Source organism: uncultured Campylobacter sp., from assembly GCF_937981295.1.
Classification (GTDB): Bacteria; Campylobacterota; Campylobacteria; order Campylobacterales; family Campylobacteraceae; genus Campylobacter_B.
In genome coordinates this window covers 15,090-37,308 of sequence record NZ_CALJPC010000045.1, presented here as the reverse complement: position 1 = coordinate 37,308, position 22,219 = coordinate 15,090, and the positions used below count along the sequence as shown (strand labels likewise).

Here is a 22,219-nt window from a genome sequence, read left to right as displayed (position 1 = left end):
GTAATACTGCGCCGTAAAATTTCAGCGAAGGCTTATTTTACCGCATATCTCAAAATTCTTAAATTACCCGCGCCGGCCCACTTAAGCTATAAAGCGCTTGCCTTATCACTTCGCCTAAGGGCAAAATGCCGCGCCTTGCCTTATTAATTCGCCGCGGAATTTCGCGGTAAAACTAAATTTTAAAATTTGGCCCATTTAAATTTAAAAGCGCACGACTATCGCAAAAATCATCCGATATTATTGGCGACGCCGGCCTAATTTTAAAATTACACTATCGCCTCTATATACGGCTATAGCCGTTAAATTTTAAGCAACAATAGGCGATAAAATTTTAAGAATTTCGCCGCCCAGCATTTCTTTACGCCACCAAGCCCACAAAACCGCCTAAACCTTCTTAAACTCCACGCTAAATTTGCTTCCGCGTCCTACTTCGCTACGTAGTGAAATCTGCGCGCCATGGATTTTTGCGATTTGTGAGGCGATGGCTAGCCCGAGCCCCGCGCCACTATTTTGCTCGCGATTTCTGGAGCGCTCGATTTGATAGAGCTTGTCCCAAATTTTATTTTGCAAAGCGGGCTCTATGCCCTCTCCGTCGTCGCTTATGCTAAGTTCGCACGCGTCTGCACTGACGCAAAGCTCTAAAGCGACGCTGCTGCGCGTAAATTTTAAAGCATTGCTTAAAAGGTTGTTAATCAGCCTGATCAAAAGCAGCTCATCGCCGTTTACGCGCACGCCCTCGGCTATCTGCGAGCTAAAGCTTAGCCCTTTTTGTGCGCACAAAAGTTGAAAGTCTTGCGCACACTCGCTTGCGATTTTGCTTAAGCTTACGGGTGCCAAACGCGCGCCGCGCTGCAAGCGGGCAAGCTCTAAAATTTGCTCTATTAGCGCCGAAATTTTACGCGCTTGATTGTTGATGACCGCGAAACTCTCCTTTGCCTCGCTCGCGTCTTGCTCGTAGGCTAGGGCGTAGTCGCTTTGAGCCAGTATGACGGTAGCGGGCGTACGCAGCTCATGCGAAAGGTCGGCGCTTAGCTGCCGCTCGCGCTCAAACGCGCTTTGCAGCGATGCTAGCATTTCATTAAACGTAGCTGCGAGCGCGCTTAGCTCATCCTTGCCTCGCGGTAGTTCTATTCGCCGCGTAAAATCGCCGCTAGCTCCGATCTCGCTAGCTGTACACGACATAGCGCGCACGGGCTTAAACGCTCTTTTTATGATCGCGTAGCCGCCGTAGATGACGAGCACCACAAATAGCGGCGATAGGATAAGAGCGATCAGCATCACGCGCTTCATCGCAAGCTCAAACTCGCTAACTGCGATGACGCCGCGTATCCATGCACTGCGCCCTTTGATCTGCGCGTCGTAATAGAAAAACTCGTCGTCATCAAGCTCCACCTCGCGCGCGCCTTGAGGCGAGAGCGGCATCGCAGGCTCGAAGCCTTTAGGCACAAACCCTGTGATTACGCCGCCTTGTCCGTCATGTTCGTAGAAAAATACACCGTCATCAAAGCTTTTAAATTTTCCATCGCGCGCGGCTTTTTGCACTAAGCGGGCAAGCTTTTTTTGGCTGACGGAGCTTCCTGATACTTCGTCTAAAATATATCCGCAAATGCCGATAATAGCGCCTGCAAGCGCCAAAATAAATACGCTATAATAAAGCGTCACGCGTAGGCTGATAGGTAGCGCGCGCGAGATAAAATTCTCTTTAGCAGTTGAGAATGCAAGGACTAAGGCTTGAGTAAAATTTCTTATCGAGATTTTAGACGCGAAATTTTGTTCTTGACTTTGCGCGAGGACGCTATTAGAATTTTGCGCTAGATCAGGCATTGCGCTTGTAGCAGAAAAATTTGGCGCGGAATTTGATGCCAGATTTTGCGTGGAATTCCGTTTAAAATTTGACGCCTGGCTTTGAGTAGAATTTAGAGCCCGGTTTAACTCGATATTTTGCGTGAGATTTTTCTTGCAGCTTTTCTTTAAACACGCAAAATTATGCGTAAAATTCTGTTTAAAATTTCGCACGAATTTTAATATGAAAAGCGCCGTAGTGACAAAAATCTGCTTCGCAATCGCCGAAATTTTGATACAAATCTTGCTATTTTGCCACGACATAGCCAAGCCCTCGCTTCGTTTCTATTATATCGCCGTGCTCGCCTAGCTTTTTGCGGATATTTTTGATTAAAACATCGATAACATTTGAGCTTGTTTCGTCGCTAAAATCCCAAATGCTCTCGCCGATTTGTTCTCGACTCAAAATCGCACCGCGATTTAGCATCAAAAGCTCTAAAATTCTATATTCCTTACCCGTTAGCTCCACTACCTCGCCCGCGCAGACGACCAATTTTTTGCTTAGATTTAGGCGCACTTGCCTTATGACAATTTCGTTATCCGCAGTAGCGTTTTTACGCCTGATAATTGCGCGAAGTCGCGCCAAAAGCTCACGAAAATCAAAGGGCTTAACCATATAATCGTCTGCGCCCATATCAAGCCCTGCGACGATATCTTCTTTGGCGCCCCTCACAGTTAAAAATAAAACCGGCGTGCCCAGTCTGCGCGCCCGCGCCGCCTTCAAAAACTCAAAGCCGTCCATCACGGGCATCATCGCATCAAGCACGATAGCGTCATATTTCGCGACATCCAAAAACTCTAGCGCTTCCTTGCCGCAAAAGGCGCAATCTACGCTGTAGCCGTTCTTTTTCAGACATTTTGCGATGATTTGATTTAGATCTTTTTCATCCTCGACAAGTAAAATTCTCAAAGTGCTCCTTTAAAATTTTGCTAATTCTAATCCGCCATTTTAGCCAAAAACGTATAAATTTTGCGGCGCCTTAGATGTGTAAACCTGCTCGCTTTATGCACCACTAAATTTCAGTAGCGTTGGGAGCTGCGCTAATTCGCAGATGCCTTTTGTCTAGCTCTAATCTCGCTTGCCTTTTTATCCGCTATGCTTCCTAACTGCCCTAAAAAATTTAGTGCGCCTGCTGCGATATTTAGCGCAAAAAGCCCAAATCCTACGCAGCCAAGCTTGAAATTTTGCTTAGCGATTTCGCGTTTACAGCGGCTGCAAAGCACTGGCTTGCAAGAATTACAAACCTCTGCGCAGCTTGCTGCGCTGGCATAATCTTTCGCGCTTGCTAAATTACTTATATCTGAAAAATTTTGCGTATCGGCGAAATTTTGCTCGCTAGTGAAATTTCGTACACTTGATAAGTCTTGCGTCTGCAAAGAATTCCGCTCGTCCTTATAATCTTTCGCATCCGCAGAAATTTTTTGATTTTCGCAACATTCCACGCTAGAAAAATCTTTAGAATTTTGCTCGCAGGGCGCGAGATTCCGCTCGCTTGTTTCGCTTGCTAAATTTACCGAAAAATCTTGCGCATTTTCATCTAAATTTTTAGCTGCGTCTACATTTTGGGTACCATAAGTTATAGCATCAGCGTTTTTGTTTATGCTAAAATCCCTAGCATCCAAAGCCTCACTAGTTTGGGCGGAGCTATCTGTTCCACCCTTTAAACTTTGATTTTTCATCTCACGCCTTTGCTTATTTTTGACGCTGCAAGATCTGCTCGCCCGTAGCAGCGTCGATTAGCACCTCTTTTTTGCTCATGCCCTGGCGTAGTTTGACTTCGTATGCGGGCTTACCACCGTTACTTTCTAAATCGACCTCGCGAAAATCCCAGCTGGCGTTTGCGCTAAGTGCTTTGGCGCGAGCGTCTGCGGCACTGATTTTGACCTGCGAATAATCAATTTTACTAGGCTTTAGCTTCTTTTGCGTTTGAGTCTTTAAAATTTCGCCGCTTTGAGCGTCGATTTTGATCTCGTTTTCGCTACCTTCTTTATGCAACTCTATCTCATAGACGAGCCTTCCGTGCTCATCGTCGATTTCTACGCTTTTTATAGTCGCGTCACCAAAGTTTTGCTGTGCGATCCCTATCGCTTGATCGAATGAAACTTTAGCATCTTTTTCGCTAAAGTTTCCTGCGTTTAATGCACCCGCAAGGGCGAATGTAGCGGCGAGCGCGCCTAAAGCTTTAAGATTTTTCATCTTTAATCCTTTTGATTTTATTTCCAAATTTTATTTTGGATGGCGCAATTTTAAAATTCCAAGATGAAGCTAAGATGAATACGCGCGGAATTTTAAAATTTCACAAAAATTTTGCTGCGATTTGTGAGATACAAAGCGCGGAATTTCCGAGCATTTACCAAAACGCCGTAAAATTTCAACTTGAAATTTTATCTCAAGGAACGCTTCGTGCCTAGTTTTTTCAAAAATCCGTCGCAGCAGAAGCTTATTTTTCTAAGCTCGCTTGCTTTTGTGGCATTTTTTAACTTCTCGTTTTTCAAAAATATCATAAATGCCTACGGAATTTCAGGGCTAAATTTTATCTATTTTGTCTGCGACATGGCGGCTTTGATCGCTTTTTTGACACTATTTTTTACGATTTTTAGCTCGCGTTATACAACCAAGCCGATTTTGATGATATGCTTTTTTATTTCGTCGTTTACGGCGTATTTCATGGATAGCTATAACGTCGTAATCGATTCGGAGATGATCCGTAACGCAGCCCAGACGAACTTTGCCGAGTCGGCGGATCTTTTCAGTCTGCGACTGGCGATTTACGTGCTGGTGCTGGGCGTCTTGCCCTGCGTGCTGATCGCTCGCTTGCGCGTTAGATACCGTCCGCTTAAATTTGAAATTTTAGCTAAGCTCAAAGCGGCAGGCATTTGCATAGCGATCATCGCGGCGCTGCTTTTTGGATTTAGCAAATACTACGCGTCATTTTTCAGAGAGCATAAAATTTTACGCAGCTACGCAAATCCCGGATATTGGATCTACAGCGGCGTTAAATTTGCCGCGAAATCTAAAAAGCAGGGCTCACAGCCTCTGATGCAAATCGCTATGGACGCGCATATCGATGAAAATTCTACAAGCCCAAAAAAGCTCGTCGTCGTAGTCGTGGGCGAAGCGGCGAGAGCGGATAGATTTTCGCTAAACGGCTACGAGCGAGATACTAATCCGCTACTAGCCAAAGAGCAGGGCGTCGTAAGCCTAAGTAATACCCATTCTTGCGGCACTTCGACGGCGCAAAGCGTGCCGTGCATGTTTTCGCTGCTAAATCGCGATGAATTTAGCGTTGAAAAGGCCGCAGAGGAGCAAAACGTATTAGACATACTAAACCGCGCTGATGACATGGCGATTTTGTGGCGCGATAACAATTCCGATTCCAAGGGTGTGGCGCTGCGCGTAAAATATCAGGATTTTAAAATTCCGCAAAATAATCCGATCTGCGATGTGGAGTGCAGGGATGAGGGGATGCTTGCGGGGCTTGATAAATTTATCGCCGAAAACGCGGGCAAAGATGTATTAATCGTGCTGCATCAGATGGGCAATCACGGGCCTGCGTATTTTAAGCGCTATAAGAAAGAATTTGAAAAATTTAGCCCCGTTTGTCGCGATAACGAGCTTGAAAACTGCTCGCAGCAAGAAATTTCAAATGCCTACGATAACGCGATTTTATACACGGATTATTTTTTAAGCAAGGTTGTAGAATTTTTAAAACCATATTCTAAGACGCACGAAACGGCGATGATCTATATGAGCGATCACGGCGAGAGCCTCGGCGAGGGCGGCGTTTATCTGCACGGCATGCCCTATCTTTTCGCTCCCGAGGCGCAAAAGCATATCGGTGCGATTGTTTGGCTAGGTGAGGGAAAAATGCGCGAAAGATACGATCTGAGCGTACTTAAATCGCATAAGGACGATGCTTTTTCGCACGATAATCTTTTTCACACGCTGCTTGGAATTTTTGAAGTAGATACCAAGGTGTATAACAAGGATTTGGATATTTTAAATGGAGTGAAAAATTAGAATTTCGCTCTAAATTCCGTCGTAAATTGTGAGTGAAATTTTAGCAATAAAAAATTTTATTGGCAAAATTCTAATTTAAGCTTAGTTTGAAATTTTACCTAAACTTGAGCAAAATCTGCTCTAAAATTTTTTATGCAAAAGCTAATGCAGAGGCAAAGTACCGCAAAAGCTCAATCTCTCATTTATCGTTGAGAGCTATAAATTTTTAAATTTCATTAGCGATTTTTTGCGCGGTTTTGATAAATGCTTGCGCTAGATGGTTTAGACGTTTGCCTTTTTTGTAGGCGATTATCAGCGTATTATCGAGCTCGCGCGCGCCTACATCAAAGAGCTTTATCCTACTTGCCTTATCTTCTTTTATCATCTGCGGTATGCTAAAGCACGCTCCTGCGCCGCTTGCGACGATAGCATTGGCGATATCAAAGGTCTCCGTACGACACAGCACTTTCGGCGCAAAGCCTGCGGCGGCAAAAAATGCATCTATCTGCTCGGCGCTTCTTAGGCTTTGATTAGGCAGGATAAATCTTTCCTCTTTTAAGCGCGAAATGTCAATTTTGGGAATAGATTCGTTTTTAAACTCAAGCGAGAGCGGATGGGTGGAGCTTAGAGCGACATAGGTTTTTTGCGTTAGAATTTTAACCCCGTCAAGCCCGCTCATATCGATGGGCAGTATCAGCATACCGACATCAAGATCACCTTGAAGTAGCATTTCGCGAATGCTAAGCGCAGAAGAAAACTGCGTGATTTGTAGATCCGAATCCTTAAATTTCTTGCAAAACATCGGCAGTAGCGACGGCAGTAGATTATAGCCGTTTTGCGAAAAACCGATGCGAATTTTATCATTTTTTACGCCGCTTATTTCAGAGATATCGTTTTTTAGGTCGTTTATGGCATCAAAAATGACTTTGGCTTTACTAGCATAAATTTTTCCCGCGTGCGTAAGCGAAATGGGATTACTCGTGCGGTTAAAAAGCTGCGCTCCAAGCTCACGTTCCAGTGATAAAATGCTCTGTGATAGCGACGGCTGCGGGATTTTAAGTGCCTCGGCAGCCTTAGTAAAGCTACGGAATTCTGCTACTTTTAATACTAGCTCCATGCGATGCAAATTCATTTAGCCTCTCCAATTGATAATTTAATTCTTATGAAATGATACACTAAATAATATTTGACTTATGTTAAAAATGAAACTAAAATTACGCTTTTAGTTTAGAACTTTAAACTTAAACTAAGAATTTCTCAAATGGAGAGGAAAATGAGTGAATCAAATTTCAACAGACGCGATTTTTTGAAATCGGCCTGTATCAGCGTCGGCGCGCTTAGCCTTAGCGGCTGCGTGGATACCGACAAAAGTAAAAGCGGAGGCGGCGGCAACGAAGGCAGCCTTCCTAGCGTGGACGTACTTATCATCGGCTCGGGAGGCGCGGGTCTACGTGCAGCCGTAGCGGTAAGAAAGAGTAATCCAAATCTCAGCGTCGTAGTAGCTACGAAGATGATGCCTTCGCGCAACGCCACCTGTATGGCGGAAGGCGGTATCAACGGCGTTACGAGTTTTAGTGACGGCGATTCATATAAGCTTCACGCCTACGACACCGTAAAGGGCGGCGCATATCTCGTAGATCAGGACGCCGCGATTAAATTTTGCGAGCTTGCAGGCCCTACGATTGCCGAGATGGATTATATCGGCACGCTGTTTTCCAGAAACGCCAGTGGCGGCGTGGACGGCAAAGAAAGCGGCGTCCCTGGCGGCGTAGCACAGCGCTTTATGGGCGGCGCGTCTAAAAAACGATGCAACTACTCCGCCGATAAGACGGGTCATATCTTGATGCACGCCTGTTTTGACGATGCGGTTAGCAACGGCGTGAAATTTCTAATCGATCACGAGTTGCTTGAGATCAGCGCTCCTGACGGCAAATGCGAGGGCGTCGTGCTTCGAAATATCCAAACCGGCGATTTTTATCCCGTGCTTTGCAAAGCCTTGGTAATCGCAACGGGCGGATATACGAGGATGTTTTACAACCGCACCTCGGTGCCTTATATCGCTACCGGCGACGGTATCGCGGCTGCACTGCGCGCAGGTCTTGGATTCAGCGATCCGGAGATGGTGCAGTTTCATCCGACCGGTATCAAAAGCGGCGGCGCGCTCATTACCGAAGCTGCACGCGGCGAGGGCGGATATCTGCTCAACAACAAAGGCGAGCGCTTTATGAAAAACTACCACGAAAAGATGGAGCTTGCGCCGCGCGATGTCGTAGCTCGCGCGATCGAAACCGAAATCCGCGAGGGCAGGGGATACGGCGAGGGGCTAGGCGCATACGTGCTGCTTGACGTAAGGCACCTCGGAAAAGATAAAATTTTAAAAGCCCTTCCTAAGATCAGACACACCGCCATTTTGTTTGAGGGTATCGATCTGATCGAACAGCCTATTCCGATTCGTCCGACCGCACACTACTCGATGGGCGGCATCGAAGTGTCTAAATTCGGCGATATGAGCACTAAAATTTCGGGGCTTTACACCGCGGGCGAAGCGTCTTGCATTTCGATCCACGGCGCAAACCGCTTGGGCGGAAATTCTTTGACCGACGCAGTCGTTACGGGCAAACTCGCAGGACTAGGCGCAGCGGATTATGCCGCGAAGCAGGAGGGATTCGGCTCGGGTAAAAGAGCGAGCGAGCTGGCGCAAAAATGGCAGGCTAAATTTAAGCAGATCGCAAACGGCTCGGGCAAGGCAAACGAGATGTATGAGTTGCGCGAAGAGCTAGGCGCGCAGCTTTGGGACAATATGGGCATCTTTAGAACCGGCGAGAAGCTCGATCTGCTTTCGCAAAATTTAGAAGGCATTAAGGCGCGCTACGACGAGCTACGCGTCGCGGATGTAAATCCAGTTATGAATACCGCATTTACCGACTACGTCGAGCTTGGAAATTTAATCCTGCTTGCGCGCTGTGCGTGTTTGGCTGCGCAAAAGAGGCTGGAAAGCCGCGGCGCACATACCAGAGAGGACTATCCGAAGCGCGACGATAAAAATTTCTTAAAGCACAGTATCGTGACGATGAACGACGCAGGAGAGCTAAGCTTGGGCTACAAAGAGGTCGTCGTTACGGAATTCTCTCTTGACGGAAGGAAACCTCAATGAAATTTATCATAGACCGCTTCGACGGAAGCAAAAATTATAAGCAAGCCTATGAGCTTAGTTTAGAGCAGATAAAAGGAAAGACCCTGCTTGGAGTTTTGCAATTTATAAAGCAAAATTTAGACATCACTTTAAATTTTACCGCAGCGTGCCGTATGGCGATATGCGGAGCCTGTGCCGTAAGGGTAAACGGACACTCATATCTTGCCTGCGATACCAAAATGGAGGCTCTGCTTGCAGAGTATGAGAACCCCGATAGCTTTACGATCTCTCCGCTAAATAATTTTCGAGTGATCTCGGATCTAGTAGTGGATTGGGAACCTAGTATCGAAAATTTAAGAAAGATTAAACCTACTATTACTCCTAAGAAAGAATTTAGCGCCGAAAAGGGCTGTAAACAAAGCCCTGAGCAGATGGAACGCGTAAAAAAGCAGTGGGATTGCATACTTTGCGGCTGCTGCGCTAGCGAATGCAATAAACTTGGAGCCGATGCGAGCGATTATATGCAACCCTTTGTTTTTACGCATGCTAACCGTGCCGCATTTGATTCAAGAAGCAGGGACGCTATGCCTCATCTAAAGCCTGCAGTGCTAAACGGATTATGGCTATGCGTACACTGCCAAGAGTGCGCTGATCGCTGCCCTAAAGGTATAAGCGCTCAAAGCGATATTACCGCACTTCGCGCCTTAGCGATGAAAAAAGGACTTACCGCAGGAAGCGGTCCAGGACATGCGGAAGCATTCCTGCTAGACATCGTAGAGGGAAGCGGAAGGTTAAACGAGATCAAGCTTGCTTTAAGAAGCGAAGGCGTATTTGCAAATATGGGCAAGATGGACGTAGCGGCAAATTTAATGGCTGCGGGCAAGATGAATCCTTTGCACGTATTCGGAGGCGAGGAGATTGAAGGACATGCAGGACTCGTTAAGATGATAGAGGCCGCACGCAAAGCTCAAGCTAGTGGCGAGATAGAATAAGGAGGAGAGGATGAATAACGAATTTGCATTTTTCCCGGGTTGCGTTTTAAGTCAAGCCGCAAAGGAATCTAAAATTTCACTTGAAGCGATCGCTCCAGTGCTGGGTATTAAACTTCATGAGATAAAAGGCTGGAGCTGCTGCGGAGCTAGTCAAGCTCAATGCGTCGATCCTATGGCAAGCTTAGTAGCCAATGCCAGAAACATCGCGCTAGCCGAGGGTATGAATATGCCTCTGCTAACTACCTGCTCCACCTGTATGCTAACTCTAACTAAAGCAAAGCTTGCGTTGGATAAGGGAGCCAAAAGCTATATCAATACCTTTTTAAAAGAGGGCGGTATGCAGTATCAGGGAAGTACCGAGATAACGAGCTTGCTTTGGGTGCTATATCAAAGCTTAGACACTCTAAAAGCCAAGGTCACGAGACCGCTAACAAACTTAAAAGTAGCTCTATTTTACGGCTGCCACTCATTAAGACCGGAGCGCGAGCTTAAAAAGGAGAGCTCTACCAATCCGAAAAGCTTTGAAGCGGTAGTTAGCGCACTTGGCGCTCAGATCGTGCCTTTTGAAAAACGCCTTGATTGCTGCGGCTTTCACGCTAGCTATCCTGCGGTAAAATCGGTATCTAAAATGTCAAGCGAGATCGTAAATGACGCTGCCGAGCACGGAGCGGACGTCGTAGTTACCCCTTGTCCGCTATGTCAGATGCAGCTAGATATCTATCAGGAGCGATACCAAGAAGCAAGGGATTCTAAAGTAAGAAAGCCGATCATCCACCTATCTCAGCTGGTTGGCCTTGCTCTTGGGCTAAGCAACGAACAGCTCGGACTAAATATCAATATCCAAGATGCAACGAGACTAGTAAGCTGATCTTTGGGAGATATTTAGAATTTTCTAAAATTTGCGGATGATTTTACAAAAATACTTCGCTACGGCGCACACATAGTGCGCCTGCTAGTATCGCACAAAATCATCCAACCTACGCCTGCTTATCCTAAAATACTTTCCGCTACTATAAAATTCTTGGATGAAATTTCATTGATTCGTAAATTTAACGCTTCATAAAATTTAATGCTTTCTCTGCCGTAATTTAACGTTTCGCCCGCCGAGCAAATTTTAATCCGCCTTTTATTTTTAAATTTAAAACCTGCTAGACGATGAATAAATATAAAATTTTAATTAAATCTAACGAAATTTAAGGTGCATAAATTCTAAATTTTGATAGAATGCCATTTAAAAATATCCTAAATTTCAGGAGGACATTATGGTTGATTTAGCTCAAATTTCGGCTAGACTTGATGCCGTTGAGCGTTTGCCGCGAATAAAAGCGGAGGAAAGCATACAAGAAAGGCTTAAAAGCAAGGGTTTTTCGCGCCGCGATTTTATGAAATGGAGCGGAGCGATGACCGCGATGCTAGGGCTTCCAGCCGCATTTGCGCCGAGCGTGGCACGAGCTGCGGAGCTTGCGGATCGCTTGCCGGTAATCTGGCTTCATATGGCGGAGTGCACAGGCTGTAGCGAGAGCTTGCTGCGTACCGAGACGCCTACGATCGATAGCCTCATATTTGATTACATCAGCCTAGAATACCACGAGACGATAATGGCTGCCGCAGGCTGGCAAGCCGAGGAAAATTTAGAGGGCGCGATCGAAAAATACAAGGGGCGCTATATCTTGATGGTAGAGGGCGGAATTCCAAGCGGCGAGAATGAATTTTTCCTAACCGTGGGTCCTGAGGGCAAGAGCGGAGCTCAGCACTGCAAGCACGCTGCCGAAGGCGCTGCGGCGATATTTGCGATCGGCACCTGTTCGAGCTTCGGCGGTATCCAAGCCGCGGCTCCGAATCCGACCGGCGCCGTAGGTTTGGACAAAATCATAAACAAACCCGTCATCAACATCCCGGGCTGTCCGCCTAGCGAAAAAAATATCGTCGGTAACGTGCTAAATTTCATCCTTTTCGGCACGCTTCCAAGCCTTGACGTTTACAACCGACCGAAATGGGCTTACGGGCTGCGCATCCACGATCTGTGCGAGCGCCGCGGACATTTTGACGCGGGCGAGTTTGTAGAAAGCTTCGGCGATGCGGGCGCAAAGGACGGATATTGCCTTTATAAAGTAGGCTGCAAGGGCCCTTATACGTTTAATAACTGCTCGCGCGAGCGCTTCAACTCCCACACTAGCTGGCCGGTACAGGCTGGTCACGGCTGCATAGGCTGCTCGGAGCCTGATTTTTGGGATCATATGGGACCTTTTGAGGAGCCTTTGGCGGATCGCCTTTACGAAAGCGTTTTCGGCGGGCTCGGCGCTGATGCTACCGCAGATAAGATAGGTGTCGGAATTTTAGCGATCACGGGTGTTGCGGTAGCGGCACACGCGGCGATTGCGTCATTTAAGAAAGATAAAGGGGAATAATCATGTCGCAAAGAATCGTAATAGATCCGATAACCAGAATAGAGGGACATTTAAGAATAGAGGTCGTAGTGGATGATGAAAACGTCGTCCGCGAAGCCTATAGCAGCTCCACTTTATGGCGTGGGCTTGAGACCATAGTAAAAAATAGAGATCCGCGCGACGCGGGATTTTTTATGCAAAGAATTTGCGGCGTCTGCACCTTCTCGCATTACAAAGCGGGTATCGTCGCGGTAGAAAACGCCCTCGGTATCACTCCGCCGTTAAATGCCTTGCTAACGCGCACGTTGATGGCTAACGCGCTATTTTTGCACGATCATCCGGTGCATTTTTATCAACTCCACGGGCTTGATTTCGTGGATGTCGTAAGCGCTCTTAGCGCCGATCCTAAAAAAGCAAGCGAAGAGGCGTTTAAATACTGCGATACCCCTTATGCGTGCGGTGCGGATAAACTAAAAGAGGTGCAAGATCGCGTGGGCGCTTTCGTTAAAAAGGGCGCTTTGGGGCCTTTTGCAAACGCCTACTTCGGCCACCCAACATATAAGCTTAGCCCAGAGCAAAATTTAATCGCTCTTTCGCACTATCTTGAGTGTTTGCGCATTCAGCGCACGGCGGCTCAGATGATGGCGATATTCGGTGCGAAGCAGCCTCATCCGCAAAGTCTTACCGTAGGCGGCGTCACCTGCGTAATGGATATCCTAAGTCCTGCGAGACTGGGCGAATATATGTCTAAATTTAAAGAGGTCGCAGACTTCGTAAATCGCGCCTACTATCCTGATCTCGTAATGGCTGCGAAGGCTTACGGTAATGAGCCTAGCGTGCTAAATGATATCGGTGTGGCAAATTTATGGACTCATCAAGAATTTCAGCTTTCAAAGAACGAATGGCTATTTCAAAGCGGCATGATTATGAACGGCGATATTAGCAAGGTTTTAGAGCTTGATGAGAACAAGATTACCGAGGAGGCAACGCATGCGTGGTATAAAAACGATGCGCCGCTTCATCCTTACGACGGCGAACAGGAGCCGAATTATACAGGCCTTCAGGACGGACAGAGCATCGACGCGCACGGCAAAGAAGCACATACGAAGGTGCTCGATACCCAGGGCAAATACACCTGGATCAAAGCTCCGCGCTACGACGGCAAGCCGCTTCAGGTAGGACCTCTTGCAAATATCGTAGTAAATTACGCCAAGAAAAACGAGCGCGTAGTAAAGGTCGTGGATCAATTCCTAAAAGACGCCGGCTTGCCGCTTGAGGCGGTATTTTCGACGCTTGGACGAACGGCGTGTCGTATGATCGAGGCTAAAGTCGTAGCCGATAACGGACTGATTGCGCTAGAAAATTTGATCGCAAACATTAAAAGCGGCGATACCGAAACCTGCGCAAAATATGTAATCGATAACTCAAAAGAGTACAAAGGTCGCTATATCGGCCACGTGCCGCGCGGCGCACTTAGCCACTGGTGCAGGATCGAAAAGGGCGTCATCAAAAACTGGCAGGCGGTCGTACCTTCTACTTGGAACGCCACGCCGAAAGACAAAGACGGCGCTATGGGTGCTTACGAATCCTGCTTGATCGGACTTAAACTTGCCGATCTTTCTAAACCGCTAGAGATCATACGCCGCATCCATTCATTCGATCCTTGCATCGCCTGTGCCGTGCACGTAATGGACGCCAAAGGAGCGGAGCTCGGCTGCTATAGGGTAGATCCCAGCAAAGGATAAACGATGAAAAAAAGATTTGCGGAATACGAGTTCTCCATCGGTCTTAGGCTCACGCACTGGCTGCGCGCGCTTTGCATTACGATTTTGGTGATTACCGGATATTACATCGCCTTCGTTTTCACCGCGCCCGAGGTGAGTCCCGAGCCGGTGCTTTTTATGCAGGCTAAATTTAGATTCGTGCATCTGATCTTCGGCTTTGCGATGATCGGCGCGGCGATCTTTAAAACCTATCTTTTCTTCTTCGATAAAAAGAGCAGAAAAGAGCTTTTAAGCATCAAGGATTTTTTTAGCCCGCGCGTCTGGATCGCTCAGATCAAATACTATATCTTTTTGGGCGAGCACCCGCATCTTCGCGGCGTTTACAATCCGCTACAGTTCATCTCCTATCTGGGCTTTTATCTAGTATTGTTCGTAATCTGCCTAACGGGTATGATCTTATACGTGCACGTCTATCACGAAGGGCTCGGCGGCGCGTTATACGGGCTCTTACGCCCGCTGGAAGCTGCGATGGGCGGCCTAAGCGAAGTGCGAATGATACATCATCTTTGCATGAATATCATCATAATCTTCGTGCCGATCCACGTCTATATGGCGGTCTTTAACGCCGTTAAGGGCAGGGACGGCGCGATGGATGCGATCGTAAGCGGTTATAAATTTAAAAAGGAAGAGCACACTTGAGAGTGCTGGTACTGGGTATCGGCAACGTCATCTACGCGGACGAGGGCATAGGCGTGCACTTCGTCCGCGCGCTCGCGCAGAACTATAAATTTTATCCTAAAGCTACCGCACGAAATTCTATGGCGGGCGAGAATTTCGCGGCGCAGAATTTTATGCAAAATTCCGCCCAAGTCTCTGCGATACAAAATTCTACCTCGCAAAATTCCATAGAGCGCGACCCCTTGCAAAATTTTGCGGATGAGAATTCTATCTTTAAGCAAAATTTCACGACAGCAAATTTAGACCGAAATTCTACTTCAGAAAATTCTGCCGAGCAGAATTCCGCTTCAAATTTTACTTTGCAAAATTCCATAATAAATTCCGCAGCGCAAAGCTCTATCAATGCGGATCTTATTGCCGAAAATCCCGCCGCGCCGGGCCGGAGCGCGGATCAGATTCGCTTTATCGACGGCGGGACGCTGGCTAGCTTTTTGATGCCTACGATGGCGGAATTTGATGAAATTTTGCTCGTAGATTGCATAGACGCGGAGGGCGCAAAGGGCGGCGAGGTGTATTTTTTCGACTACGACGCGATGCCTAAGCAGATCAGCTGGAGCGGCTCGGCGCACGAGGTCGAAATGCTTCAAACCCTGCAGATGATGGATCTTTGCGGCGATCTGCCTCACGTTAAAATTCTAGCTGTCGTGCCGCGGCGCATCGAGGAAGCGAGCTTTAAGCTAAGCTCCGTGATATTAGAGTCCTCAAAAATCATGGAAAAAACGGCGCTTAAGCACCTATCGGATCTTGGCTTCGCGCATGAAAAAATCGCCGATCTTAGCGCCCAAGACATCGCGGATCGATTTGCAAAAAGGGGGCGAGATGATAGTAGCATATGAGTTTAACTACCTTAATGAAAACGCGCTGATAGCGCACTTCTTGCTGTTTTATGCTCGCAAAAGCGCGCTGGAGTTTTGCCTGAAAAAAGAGGCGAGATTAATAAGCCTTTTCGTGCGCGGCGGCGAGGATGAAATTTTAAAATTTAGCGACGAGGCGATGCCTCTGATTCCAAACTCCATATTTTTGGCAAAATCCTCCGTGCGCGTGGTGGACGAGGGCGGCGCCGAAGCAAAAACGCTGAAATTTAACGGCACGTTTGAAGATACCTCCTCGGGCGATTTAAGCAAATTTTTAGAGGATGAAATTTCAAACGCAGCCAGTCAGGCTAAATTTAATAACTTTACCCCGCGAGTGATGAAAGAATACCTCGCTCACGCCGAGCCGTCTCAAAACGAATTCGAAATAATAAGCGGCGCTAGCGTGCTTTATGAGGGGAAATTTGAAGCGGTAAACAGGGAGAATTTTGCCCGCTTACTGGAGTTTTGCCGCATAAACTTATTTCATGCCCGACAGGTGCAGATTAAGCGCGGCGGCGCAACTTTCACGCTCAAAGCGGACGTGGATTTTAGCGCCGACTTTCTGATAGCCACAGGAGTGGGGGCGCTGGATGGGATTTTTGTGAGCGACGAAAAGAGCAAAATCGCGCTCGCAGCCTTCGAAAAGCCACTCATAAGCCTAAAAACCAATGCGATCTTTAGAAAAAATCACGAGAACGCGCCTAAATTTTTTGACGTAAAGCTTGCGGGCGACATATTCGTGTTTGCGCTGGGACGCGCTTTGGCAAGCGACGAGATCTATTTTTTAAGCGCAAAATGCGAAAGCGCAGCGCAAAAAGATAAAATTTTTAAAGTCGCGCCGCTGCAAAACGGCTTTTTGATCGTGCAAAACGAGGACTTTTTAAGCGACGCCGCAAGCGCTTATCTGAAAAACTCAAAGGACAAAAACTCCGCTCTTTTTGCGCTTACGTGCCGCGAAAAGGGGCTTTTAGATGATCCTAAAAAACGGGTTTTGCGCTGCTTTTTGGGCGCGGGCGCGGATGATGAGATCGCAATTTATGGCGAAAGCTACAAAAAAATTCTACTTAAATTTGATCTGCCGCGAAGTTTTGACGAGCTTAAGGCGCAAATTTGCGCGGACGAAACGGGCGCGAAGCTGCTTGAAAATTTCAGCGCCAAATTTAACGTAAACGCCGCGAAAATCGATGAAATTTTAAAAAGCGCAAACGCGGGATTTCACAGCATCTTTAGCGTCGCCGCACAGCTTATCTGGGGGCGCGATGCGGCGTTTTTGATGGCGGCTGCGGAGGATTTTGCGGGCGGCAAAGGGGTGCGACTCGATTTTTGCACCGATGAGCGCGGCTGCGTGCAAGCGGATAAAATTTTGCGCTCGGCGATGAGCTATGCGCTCGCAGGCGCCAATGAAAAGCTGTTTGCGTTCGGATTTTTCGATAGTTTGGGCTATTTTTTAAGCGATCTGGCGGATGAGCGCAAAGAGGACTTTGACGTTTTGATCTTCGGCGGAGCGATGTTTAGCGGGCACAAATTTGCAGATTTGATGCTTAAGCTTTGCAAAAATTTTGACGCGAGCTTTAGCGATAGCTTCGCGCTTCAAGCTCGCTAGATCGGGCGTATATGCTAATTTTTAGCAAAGTTTCAAAGCTATATTCTCGAAACAGCAAGTCGAGCTGGCATTGCGGTGCCGATAGCTGCGCCATATGGACTAAGCTTAGCGCAAATGAGACCTCGAGAAATTTTAAAAAAGCAGCAAAAGGCGCGGGCGCGAAGGATCAAAATTTTATTAAATTTAAAACATATTTTGAGGCGCTCGGTACGTTTATCTGCCCGCTGCGAGCGCATTTTGCTCGCAAAATAGCTCCGGCGGCGCGCAATTTATGACGGTACGCGCATGAAAGCGGCTAAATTTGAGGTTTTCGGAGCGGTGCAGGGGGTCGGGTTTCGCCCGTTCGTCTACAAGCTCGCCGTGGATTTGGGGCTGAAAGGCGAGGTTTATAATGACGGCGAAGGCGTTAAAATCATCGTTTGCGCAGACATTTTTGGGGCGCAACAGAACTCAGTCGATAAAAATTTCGTCCATTTAAATTTAAATGAGCCAAATTCTAACGAAATTCAAGCACAGAAAGTATCGTTATCGGCTGCTCGGTCTTTAAATTCTACCGAGGCGGATTCTAGCGAGACCGCAAGCTCGTCACTAAATTTTACGGGCTCAAATTTAAATCCGAACTCCATTTTACCGCAAAGCGCACCGAACTTACCGAATGCGCTACGCGATCTAGCAAACGATTTAGCAAATCCGCCTGATTTGACGAGCTTGTCGCATGATTTGACGAGAGATTTTCAAGCCGCAGCGAGCGAGAAATTTTTACCAAACTTATTCGAGACCGATCTAAATGAGCAGGGCTCCATTTTGTCAGCTTCGTCGGATCAAAATTTCGTCGTGCAAAATTTGTCGCAGCAGCGCGGTATTTCGCAGAATGAATCGTTGCAAGACTTGCAAAGCGACTTGCAAGGCGCGAAAGGGGACTCACAGGGCTTTAAACACGATTCGCGAAGTGCCGAGCAAGATCTGCGCGAAGAAGAAATTTTAAAAATTTTCGAGCGGCGACTTCGCAGTGAAGCGCCGCCGCTTTGCCGAATCGATAGGATCATCCGCGTAGAGATAAATACGCAAGATTTTACGCAGAATTTTACTGATTTTAAGATCACGCAATCCAAGGAGGGGCGTAAATTTAATCCGATTTTGCCCGATTTTGCGATCTGCGATCAGTGCAAAAAAGAGTTTTACGACCCCCAAAATCCGCGCTTCCACTATCCTTTTATCAACTGTACCGATTGCGGTCCGCGCCTTAGCATCATCGCAGCGCTGCCGTACGACCGCGCAAACACCACGATGAGGGCGTTTGAGATGTGCGAGTTCTGCCGCGGTGAATACGCGGACCCGCTCACGCGCCGCTATCACGCCGAGCCGATCTCCTGCCCGCACTGCGGCCCGCAGCTGTTTTTATGCGGCACAGGCGGCGAAATTTTATCTAGCGGCGAGGATGCGATAGCGCGCACGGCAGAGCTTTTGCGGCGCGGGCAGATCGGCGCGATCAAAGGGATGGGCGGTTTTCACATCGTCTGCGATGCTACGAACGAGCGCGCAGTACGGATGCTGCGAACGCTAAAAAAGCGCCCGAGCAAGCCCTTTGCGATCATGTGTCGCGACGCAGCGCAGGCAGGGCGCGCGGCAAGCTTAAGCGCAGAGGAAAAGGCGCTGATAGACTGTAACGTCAAGCCGATCGTGATTTTAAAAAAGCGTGAGTTTTCTTGGCGCACAGAGGCGGGCTTTGCGGCGGATTTCGGCACACAAAATTTAAAGGCGCAAGGCAAAAATCCTATATCGCCGAGATTTACTGGCAAGCAAGAGAATTCGGCGCAAGAGCAGGGCTCTGCACTACAAAATTTACACAATTCCGCAGCGCAAAATTTTATCACGCAAAATGCTGAAGTTTTCGCGGAGCAGGGCGAATTACAGAGTGCACAAATTTTCAGTAAAACGGCGCACCGTAATTTCGCCTGCGATACGCTAGCAGTAGATGACTCGCAGTGTGCAGTAAACGAGCTAGAGCGCGCATACGATGGATCTGATTTGCAGTATGCGGCTAAAAATTTGAACTCGCTGCAAGCAGAAGGCGGGCTAGAGCTGCGACATATGACTAATGATTTAAATTTACAACCCGCAGCGGATAGCCAAGACTCACGATGCGTGGCGAATGAGCCTGATTCTAGGTTTGCGACGGACGAGTCTATTTCTCAAAATTCGACGAATATGCAGGGCTTGCAACATGCTGCAAATAAGGCAGATTTGCAGCGTTCGGCGAGAGAGCCGAGTCCGCAACAGACGATAAATTCGCAAGGTTCATGCTCTGCACAGGCGTGCACGACGGACGTGCGCGGCGTCCATTCCGATAGCAGCAGCGATTTCGTGCGTTTGCCCGCAAGCTTTTCGACGATTTTTAGAGCAGGCGCGATTTTTATCGCTCCAAGCGTGGCGCCGAACCTTAATAAAATCGGCATTTTCTTAGCCAACACCGGCGTGCATCTGCTGCTTTTTGAATACTTTGATCGCCCGATCGTAGCCACAAGCGCGAATATTAGCGGCGAGCCCATTATTTTTAGTAGCGAGGAGTTGCTCGCGAAGCTGGGCAGCGTCATCTCGTTTTACCTGGATAACGACCGCGAAATTTTAACGCCGAGCGACGATAGTATCGCGTTTTTGCAGGAATTTAAAAAAGAAGCTGCAAGCGCGAAGGCAAACGATCGCACCCACGATATATACACGCTTGAGACCCAGGCTCACAGCGAGAATATGGCGCGAAATTTTGAAGCACCACATGCTATGTCGCTTCCCTCGATCGATACGAAGTCCGATTTGAACGTGATTATAAAGCGGCAGCCGAATGAAAATACGTCAAACTCGAAAAGCGATGATCTGAAACGGGCAAATTCCAAGCAAGGCTCGAAGCGTGATCCGAGTGAAGGTCTGCAAAGCTCGCAAGTAGCCGTTTGCGAGCTAAAAAATTCGCAGAATTTATCCAAAAAAGCAAAAAACGAGCAAGAAAGCGCCGCTGCAGCGATAGATAGTTGTGACGCGCTCTCGGATGACGGGCACAACGTCGTGGCATCAAACGATGAACGCGACGGTGCATCTTTAAATTTTAAAAACGGCGTGGCATTGATTGATATGAAGCGCCGCAGCCCCGAGAACGCGAAAAATTTTAAAAAAGCAAAAGGCGAGCAGGGCGCGGCAACATTGAGCGATAAATTTGGCGCCGCACCTTCAAATTTAAAAAGCGACGTAGCGGCGTCAAGCGAAGTCATGCATAATATCGCAGTCCCGGATAGCGAGCACTTTGCGACTTCAAATAGCAAGCGAGGCGCGATCCCAGGCAGCCAGGACACAACATTAAATTTTAAAAACGGCGTCGCAGCGTTAGATTTCAAAAGCGCAAACGATCAAGCGAGCGGAATTTTAAATCGCGCGCTGTTTTTGCGAACCTCTCGCGGAATGAATCCAAAAATTTTCCCTAGCAAATTCCGCGCCAAAGGCACTTTCCTAGCGCTCGGAGCAGAGCTAAAAAATGAGTTTGCGATCTACAAAGACGGGCAAATTTTCATCTCACCCTACATCGGCGATCTTAAAAACGTCGCCACGAATGAGCGATTTTTTGCGCTTTTGGATATGTTCATGCGCGCCTACGAGCTGAAATTCGACGCCGTCATCGCGGATCTGCACCCGCAGTTTTCACACACGCGATTTTTCGAGCAGCGCGGTTGCGACGTGATCCGCTACCAGCACCATTTCGCGCATCTAGTATCGAATCTGGCGCAAAACGATCTGCTAAGCAGCGGCAAAAAATACCTCGGCTTTTGCTTCGACGGCACCGGCTACGGCACGGACGGCACGATCTGGGGCGGCGAGGTGATGGTTTTTGATCCGCGCGGCTACCGACGCGTCGCGAAATTTGACGAGATCGCGCTTATCGGCGGCGAGAACGCGATCAAAAATATCTACAAACTTGCGCTTGCGCTCGTGTTTAAATTTAATGCAAAGGACGCTGCGCGCGAGTTTTTGGCAAAATTTAGCGCGAGCGAAGTAGCAAATTTAGAAAAAATCGCGCCGCGTGCCGTCCGCTCAAGCTCGCTAGGGCGGCTATTCGACGCGTTTGCAGCGGTTATTTGCGATCTACGAGCCGTCAGCTTCGACGGCGAGGCGGGCATGCGACTAGAAAACCTATACATCCAGGGCTGCGAGCAAAGCTATAAATTTAGGCTGAAAAAAGCGGGCGAAAATTTTATCCAAAACGCGCCGCATTTCGCTTTGCAGCAACGAAGCGCCGATGATTTGGCGCGCGAAGCGGGGCAGGGCGGTTTAAATGCACAAGATCGTAGCGGTATGAAAAATAGCTGCGCGCTACAAGACGATTTTAAAGAGCTTGCGGATGATACGGCAAGTAAAAATGAGCTTGAGCGGGTGGCTGAAAACATCGCAGGCGGCGGTGAAAAGAATGCAAATGTCACCGCAAATTTTATAAAGCAAGCGTCCGCCCTAAATTTAATAAATCTTGAAAGCAAAAATGCTTCTAGCGCCGATAAATTCCCGCAAAATAGAGCTTGCGCGCCGAGCCTTGAGGGCGAATGTTATGTTATCGATTATAAAGAGGCGTTTTTGCAGGCTTTGCGCGATAAGCCGCGCTTGGCCGCGACGAAATTTATAAACGGCTTGGCAAACTTAATCGCGGAGTTTGCAGAGGGCTTCGGGCTCGAGGTCGCGCTAAGCGGCGGGGTCTTTCAAAACGCCACGCTTCTAAATCTTACATGCACAAAGCTGCGCGAGCGGGGCATCAAATTTCATCTAAATCGCGCCATTCCTTGCAACGACAGCGGTATCGCCTACGGACAGCTCGCGGCATATTTAAGCGAAATTTCGCGCTAAACTTGTCCACAAAAAACGCAATTATAGCCGTTAAGCTCGCTCTTTTTAAAATTTATTAATTTCATCTCGCC

The 22,219-nt window shown here is 47.8% G+C and carries 15 protein-coding genes and 3 pseudogenes; 13 read left to right on the top strand and 5 right to left on the bottom strand.

All coding sequences use genetic code 11. The features are described from left to right. Nucleotides 1-384: 384 nt before the first annotated feature. The 4 genes from Q0135_RS03610 to Q0135_RS03595 all read right to left on the bottom strand — a co-directional run bounded on the left by Q0135_RS03610 (nt 385) and on the right by Q0135_RS03595 (nt 4,039). The gene (locus tag Q0135_RS03610) at nt 385-2,106 is read right to left on the bottom strand and encodes a HAMP domain-containing sensor histidine kinase (protein ID WP_297988313.1); all 1,722 of its coding nucleotides are present in this window, start codon (nt 2,104-2,106) and stop codon (nt 385-387) included. Continuing rightward, complete coding sequence (locus Q0135_RS03605) at nt 2,090-2,752, bottom strand: response regulator transcription factor (RefSeq protein WP_297988311.1); 663 nt, start codon at nt 2,750-2,752, stop codon at nt 2,090-2,092. Before Q0135_RS03605 ends, Q0135_RS03610 begins: the two co-directional genes overlap by 17 nt. A gap of 131 nt (nt 2,753-2,883) precedes the next feature. After that, a complete protein-coding gene (locus Q0135_RS03600; RefSeq protein WP_297988310.1) occupies nt 2,884-3,522 on the bottom strand; it encodes a hypothetical protein in 639 nt (212 codons plus the stop codon). 13 nt (nt 3,523-3,535) lie between these two features. Further along, nucleotides 3,536-4,039 (bottom strand): PepSY domain-containing protein, encoded by a 504-nt coding sequence (locus tag Q0135_RS03595; RefSeq protein WP_297988308.1) that lies wholly within the window; start codon nt 4,037-4,039, stop codon nt 3,536-3,538. Between the two features lie 207 nt (nt 4,040-4,246). On the opposite strand from Q0135_RS03595, the gene Q0135_RS03590 reads away from it, so the two are divergent. Further along, a complete protein-coding gene (locus Q0135_RS03590; protein ID WP_297988307.1) occupies nt 4,247-5,863 on the top strand; it encodes a phosphoethanolamine transferase in 1,617 nt (538 codons plus the stop codon). Between the two features lie 205 nt (nt 5,864-6,068). Here Q0135_RS03590 and Q0135_RS03585 read toward each other — a convergent pair whose 3' ends face one another. After that, nucleotides 6,069-6,959, bottom strand: a complete 891-nt coding sequence (locus tag Q0135_RS03585; RefSeq protein ID WP_297988305.1) for a LysR family transcriptional regulator — start codon at nt 6,957-6,959, stop codon at nt 6,069-6,071. Between the two features lie 156 nt (nt 6,960-7,115). On the opposite strand from Q0135_RS03585, the gene sdhA reads away from it, so the two are divergent. The 12 genes and pseudogenes from sdhA (at nt 7,116) to Q0135_RS03525 (ending at nt 22,148) form a co-directional block, all read left to right on the top strand. Beyond that, nucleotides 7,116-8,996, top strand: a complete 1,881-nt coding sequence (gene sdhA / locus Q0135_RS03580) for an 8-methylmenaquinol:fumarate reductase flavoprotein subunit (protein ID WP_297988304.1) — start codon at nt 7,116-7,118, stop codon at nt 8,994-8,996. Then, nucleotides 8,993-9,967 carry an 8-methylmenaquinol:fumarate reductase iron-sulfur subunit gene (sdhB, locus tag Q0135_RS03575; protein WP_297988303.1) on the top strand — a complete coding sequence of 325 codons (975 nt, stop codon included), beginning with the start codon at nt 8,993-8,995 and terminating at the stop codon, nt 9,965-9,967. The genes sdhA and sdhB overlap by 4 nt, the downstream gene beginning before the upstream one ends. Before the next feature lie 10 nt (nt 9,968-9,977). After that, a complete protein-coding gene (sdhE, locus tag Q0135_RS03570; protein ID WP_297988301.1) occupies nt 9,978-10,835 on the top strand; it encodes an 8-methylmenaquinol:fumarate reductase membrane anchor subunit in 858 nt (285 codons plus the stop codon). Nucleotides 10,836-11,229: 394 nt separating this feature from the next. Next, entirely contained in the window at nt 11,230-12,375 is a 1,146-nt protein-coding gene (locus Q0135_RS03565) for a hydrogenase small subunit (protein ID WP_297988299.1), read from the top strand. 2 nt (nt 12,376-12,377) lie between these two features. Then, nucleotides 12,378-14,099: a nickel-dependent hydrogenase large subunit gene (locus Q0135_RS03560; RefSeq protein WP_297988296.1), complete on the top strand. Its 1,722-nt coding sequence runs from the start codon at nt 12,378-12,380 to the stop codon at nt 14,097-14,099. A 3-nt stretch (nt 14,100-14,102) separates the two neighbouring features. Then, nucleotides 14,103-14,777, top strand: coding sequence for a Ni/Fe-hydrogenase, b-type cytochrome subunit (gene cybH, locus Q0135_RS03555; RefSeq protein ID WP_297988294.1), 675 nt, complete (start codon nt 14,103-14,105; stop codon nt 14,775-14,777). Next, nucleotides 14,774-14,869: pseudogene (locus Q0135_RS03550) on the top strand (hydrogenase expression/formation protein); the annotation flags it as partial. The gene cybH and the pseudogene Q0135_RS03550, both read left to right, overlap by 4 nt. A 27-nt stretch (nt 14,870-14,896) precedes the next feature. Beyond that, the gene (locus Q0135_RS03545; RefSeq protein WP_367272141.1) at nt 14,897-15,652 is read left to right on the top strand and encodes a hydrogenase maturation protease; all 756 of its coding nucleotides are present in this window, start codon (nt 14,897-14,899) and stop codon (nt 15,650-15,652) included. Next, nucleotides 15,636-17,273, top strand: a complete 1,638-nt coding sequence (locus Q0135_RS03540; RefSeq protein ID WP_297988292.1) for a hypothetical protein — start codon at nt 15,636-15,638, stop codon at nt 17,271-17,273. Before Q0135_RS03545 ends, Q0135_RS03540 begins: the two co-directional genes overlap by 17 nt. Before the next feature lie 285 nt (nt 17,274-17,558). After that, nucleotides 17,559-18,959 (top strand): annotated as a pseudogene (locus tag Q0135_RS03535) (Sua5/YciO/YrdC/YwlC family protein); the annotation flags it as partial. A 405-nt stretch (nt 18,960-19,364) separates the two neighbouring features. Continuing rightward, nucleotides 19,365-19,925: pseudogene (locus tag Q0135_RS03530) on the top strand (Sua5/YciO/YrdC/YwlC family protein); the annotation flags it as partial. A 96-nt stretch (nt 19,926-20,021) separates the two neighbouring features. Further along, nucleotides 20,022-22,148, top strand: a complete 2,127-nt coding sequence (locus tag Q0135_RS03525) for a hypothetical protein (RefSeq protein WP_367272140.1) — start codon at nt 20,022-20,024, stop codon at nt 22,146-22,148. Nucleotides 22,149-22,219 lie beyond the last annotated feature (71 nt).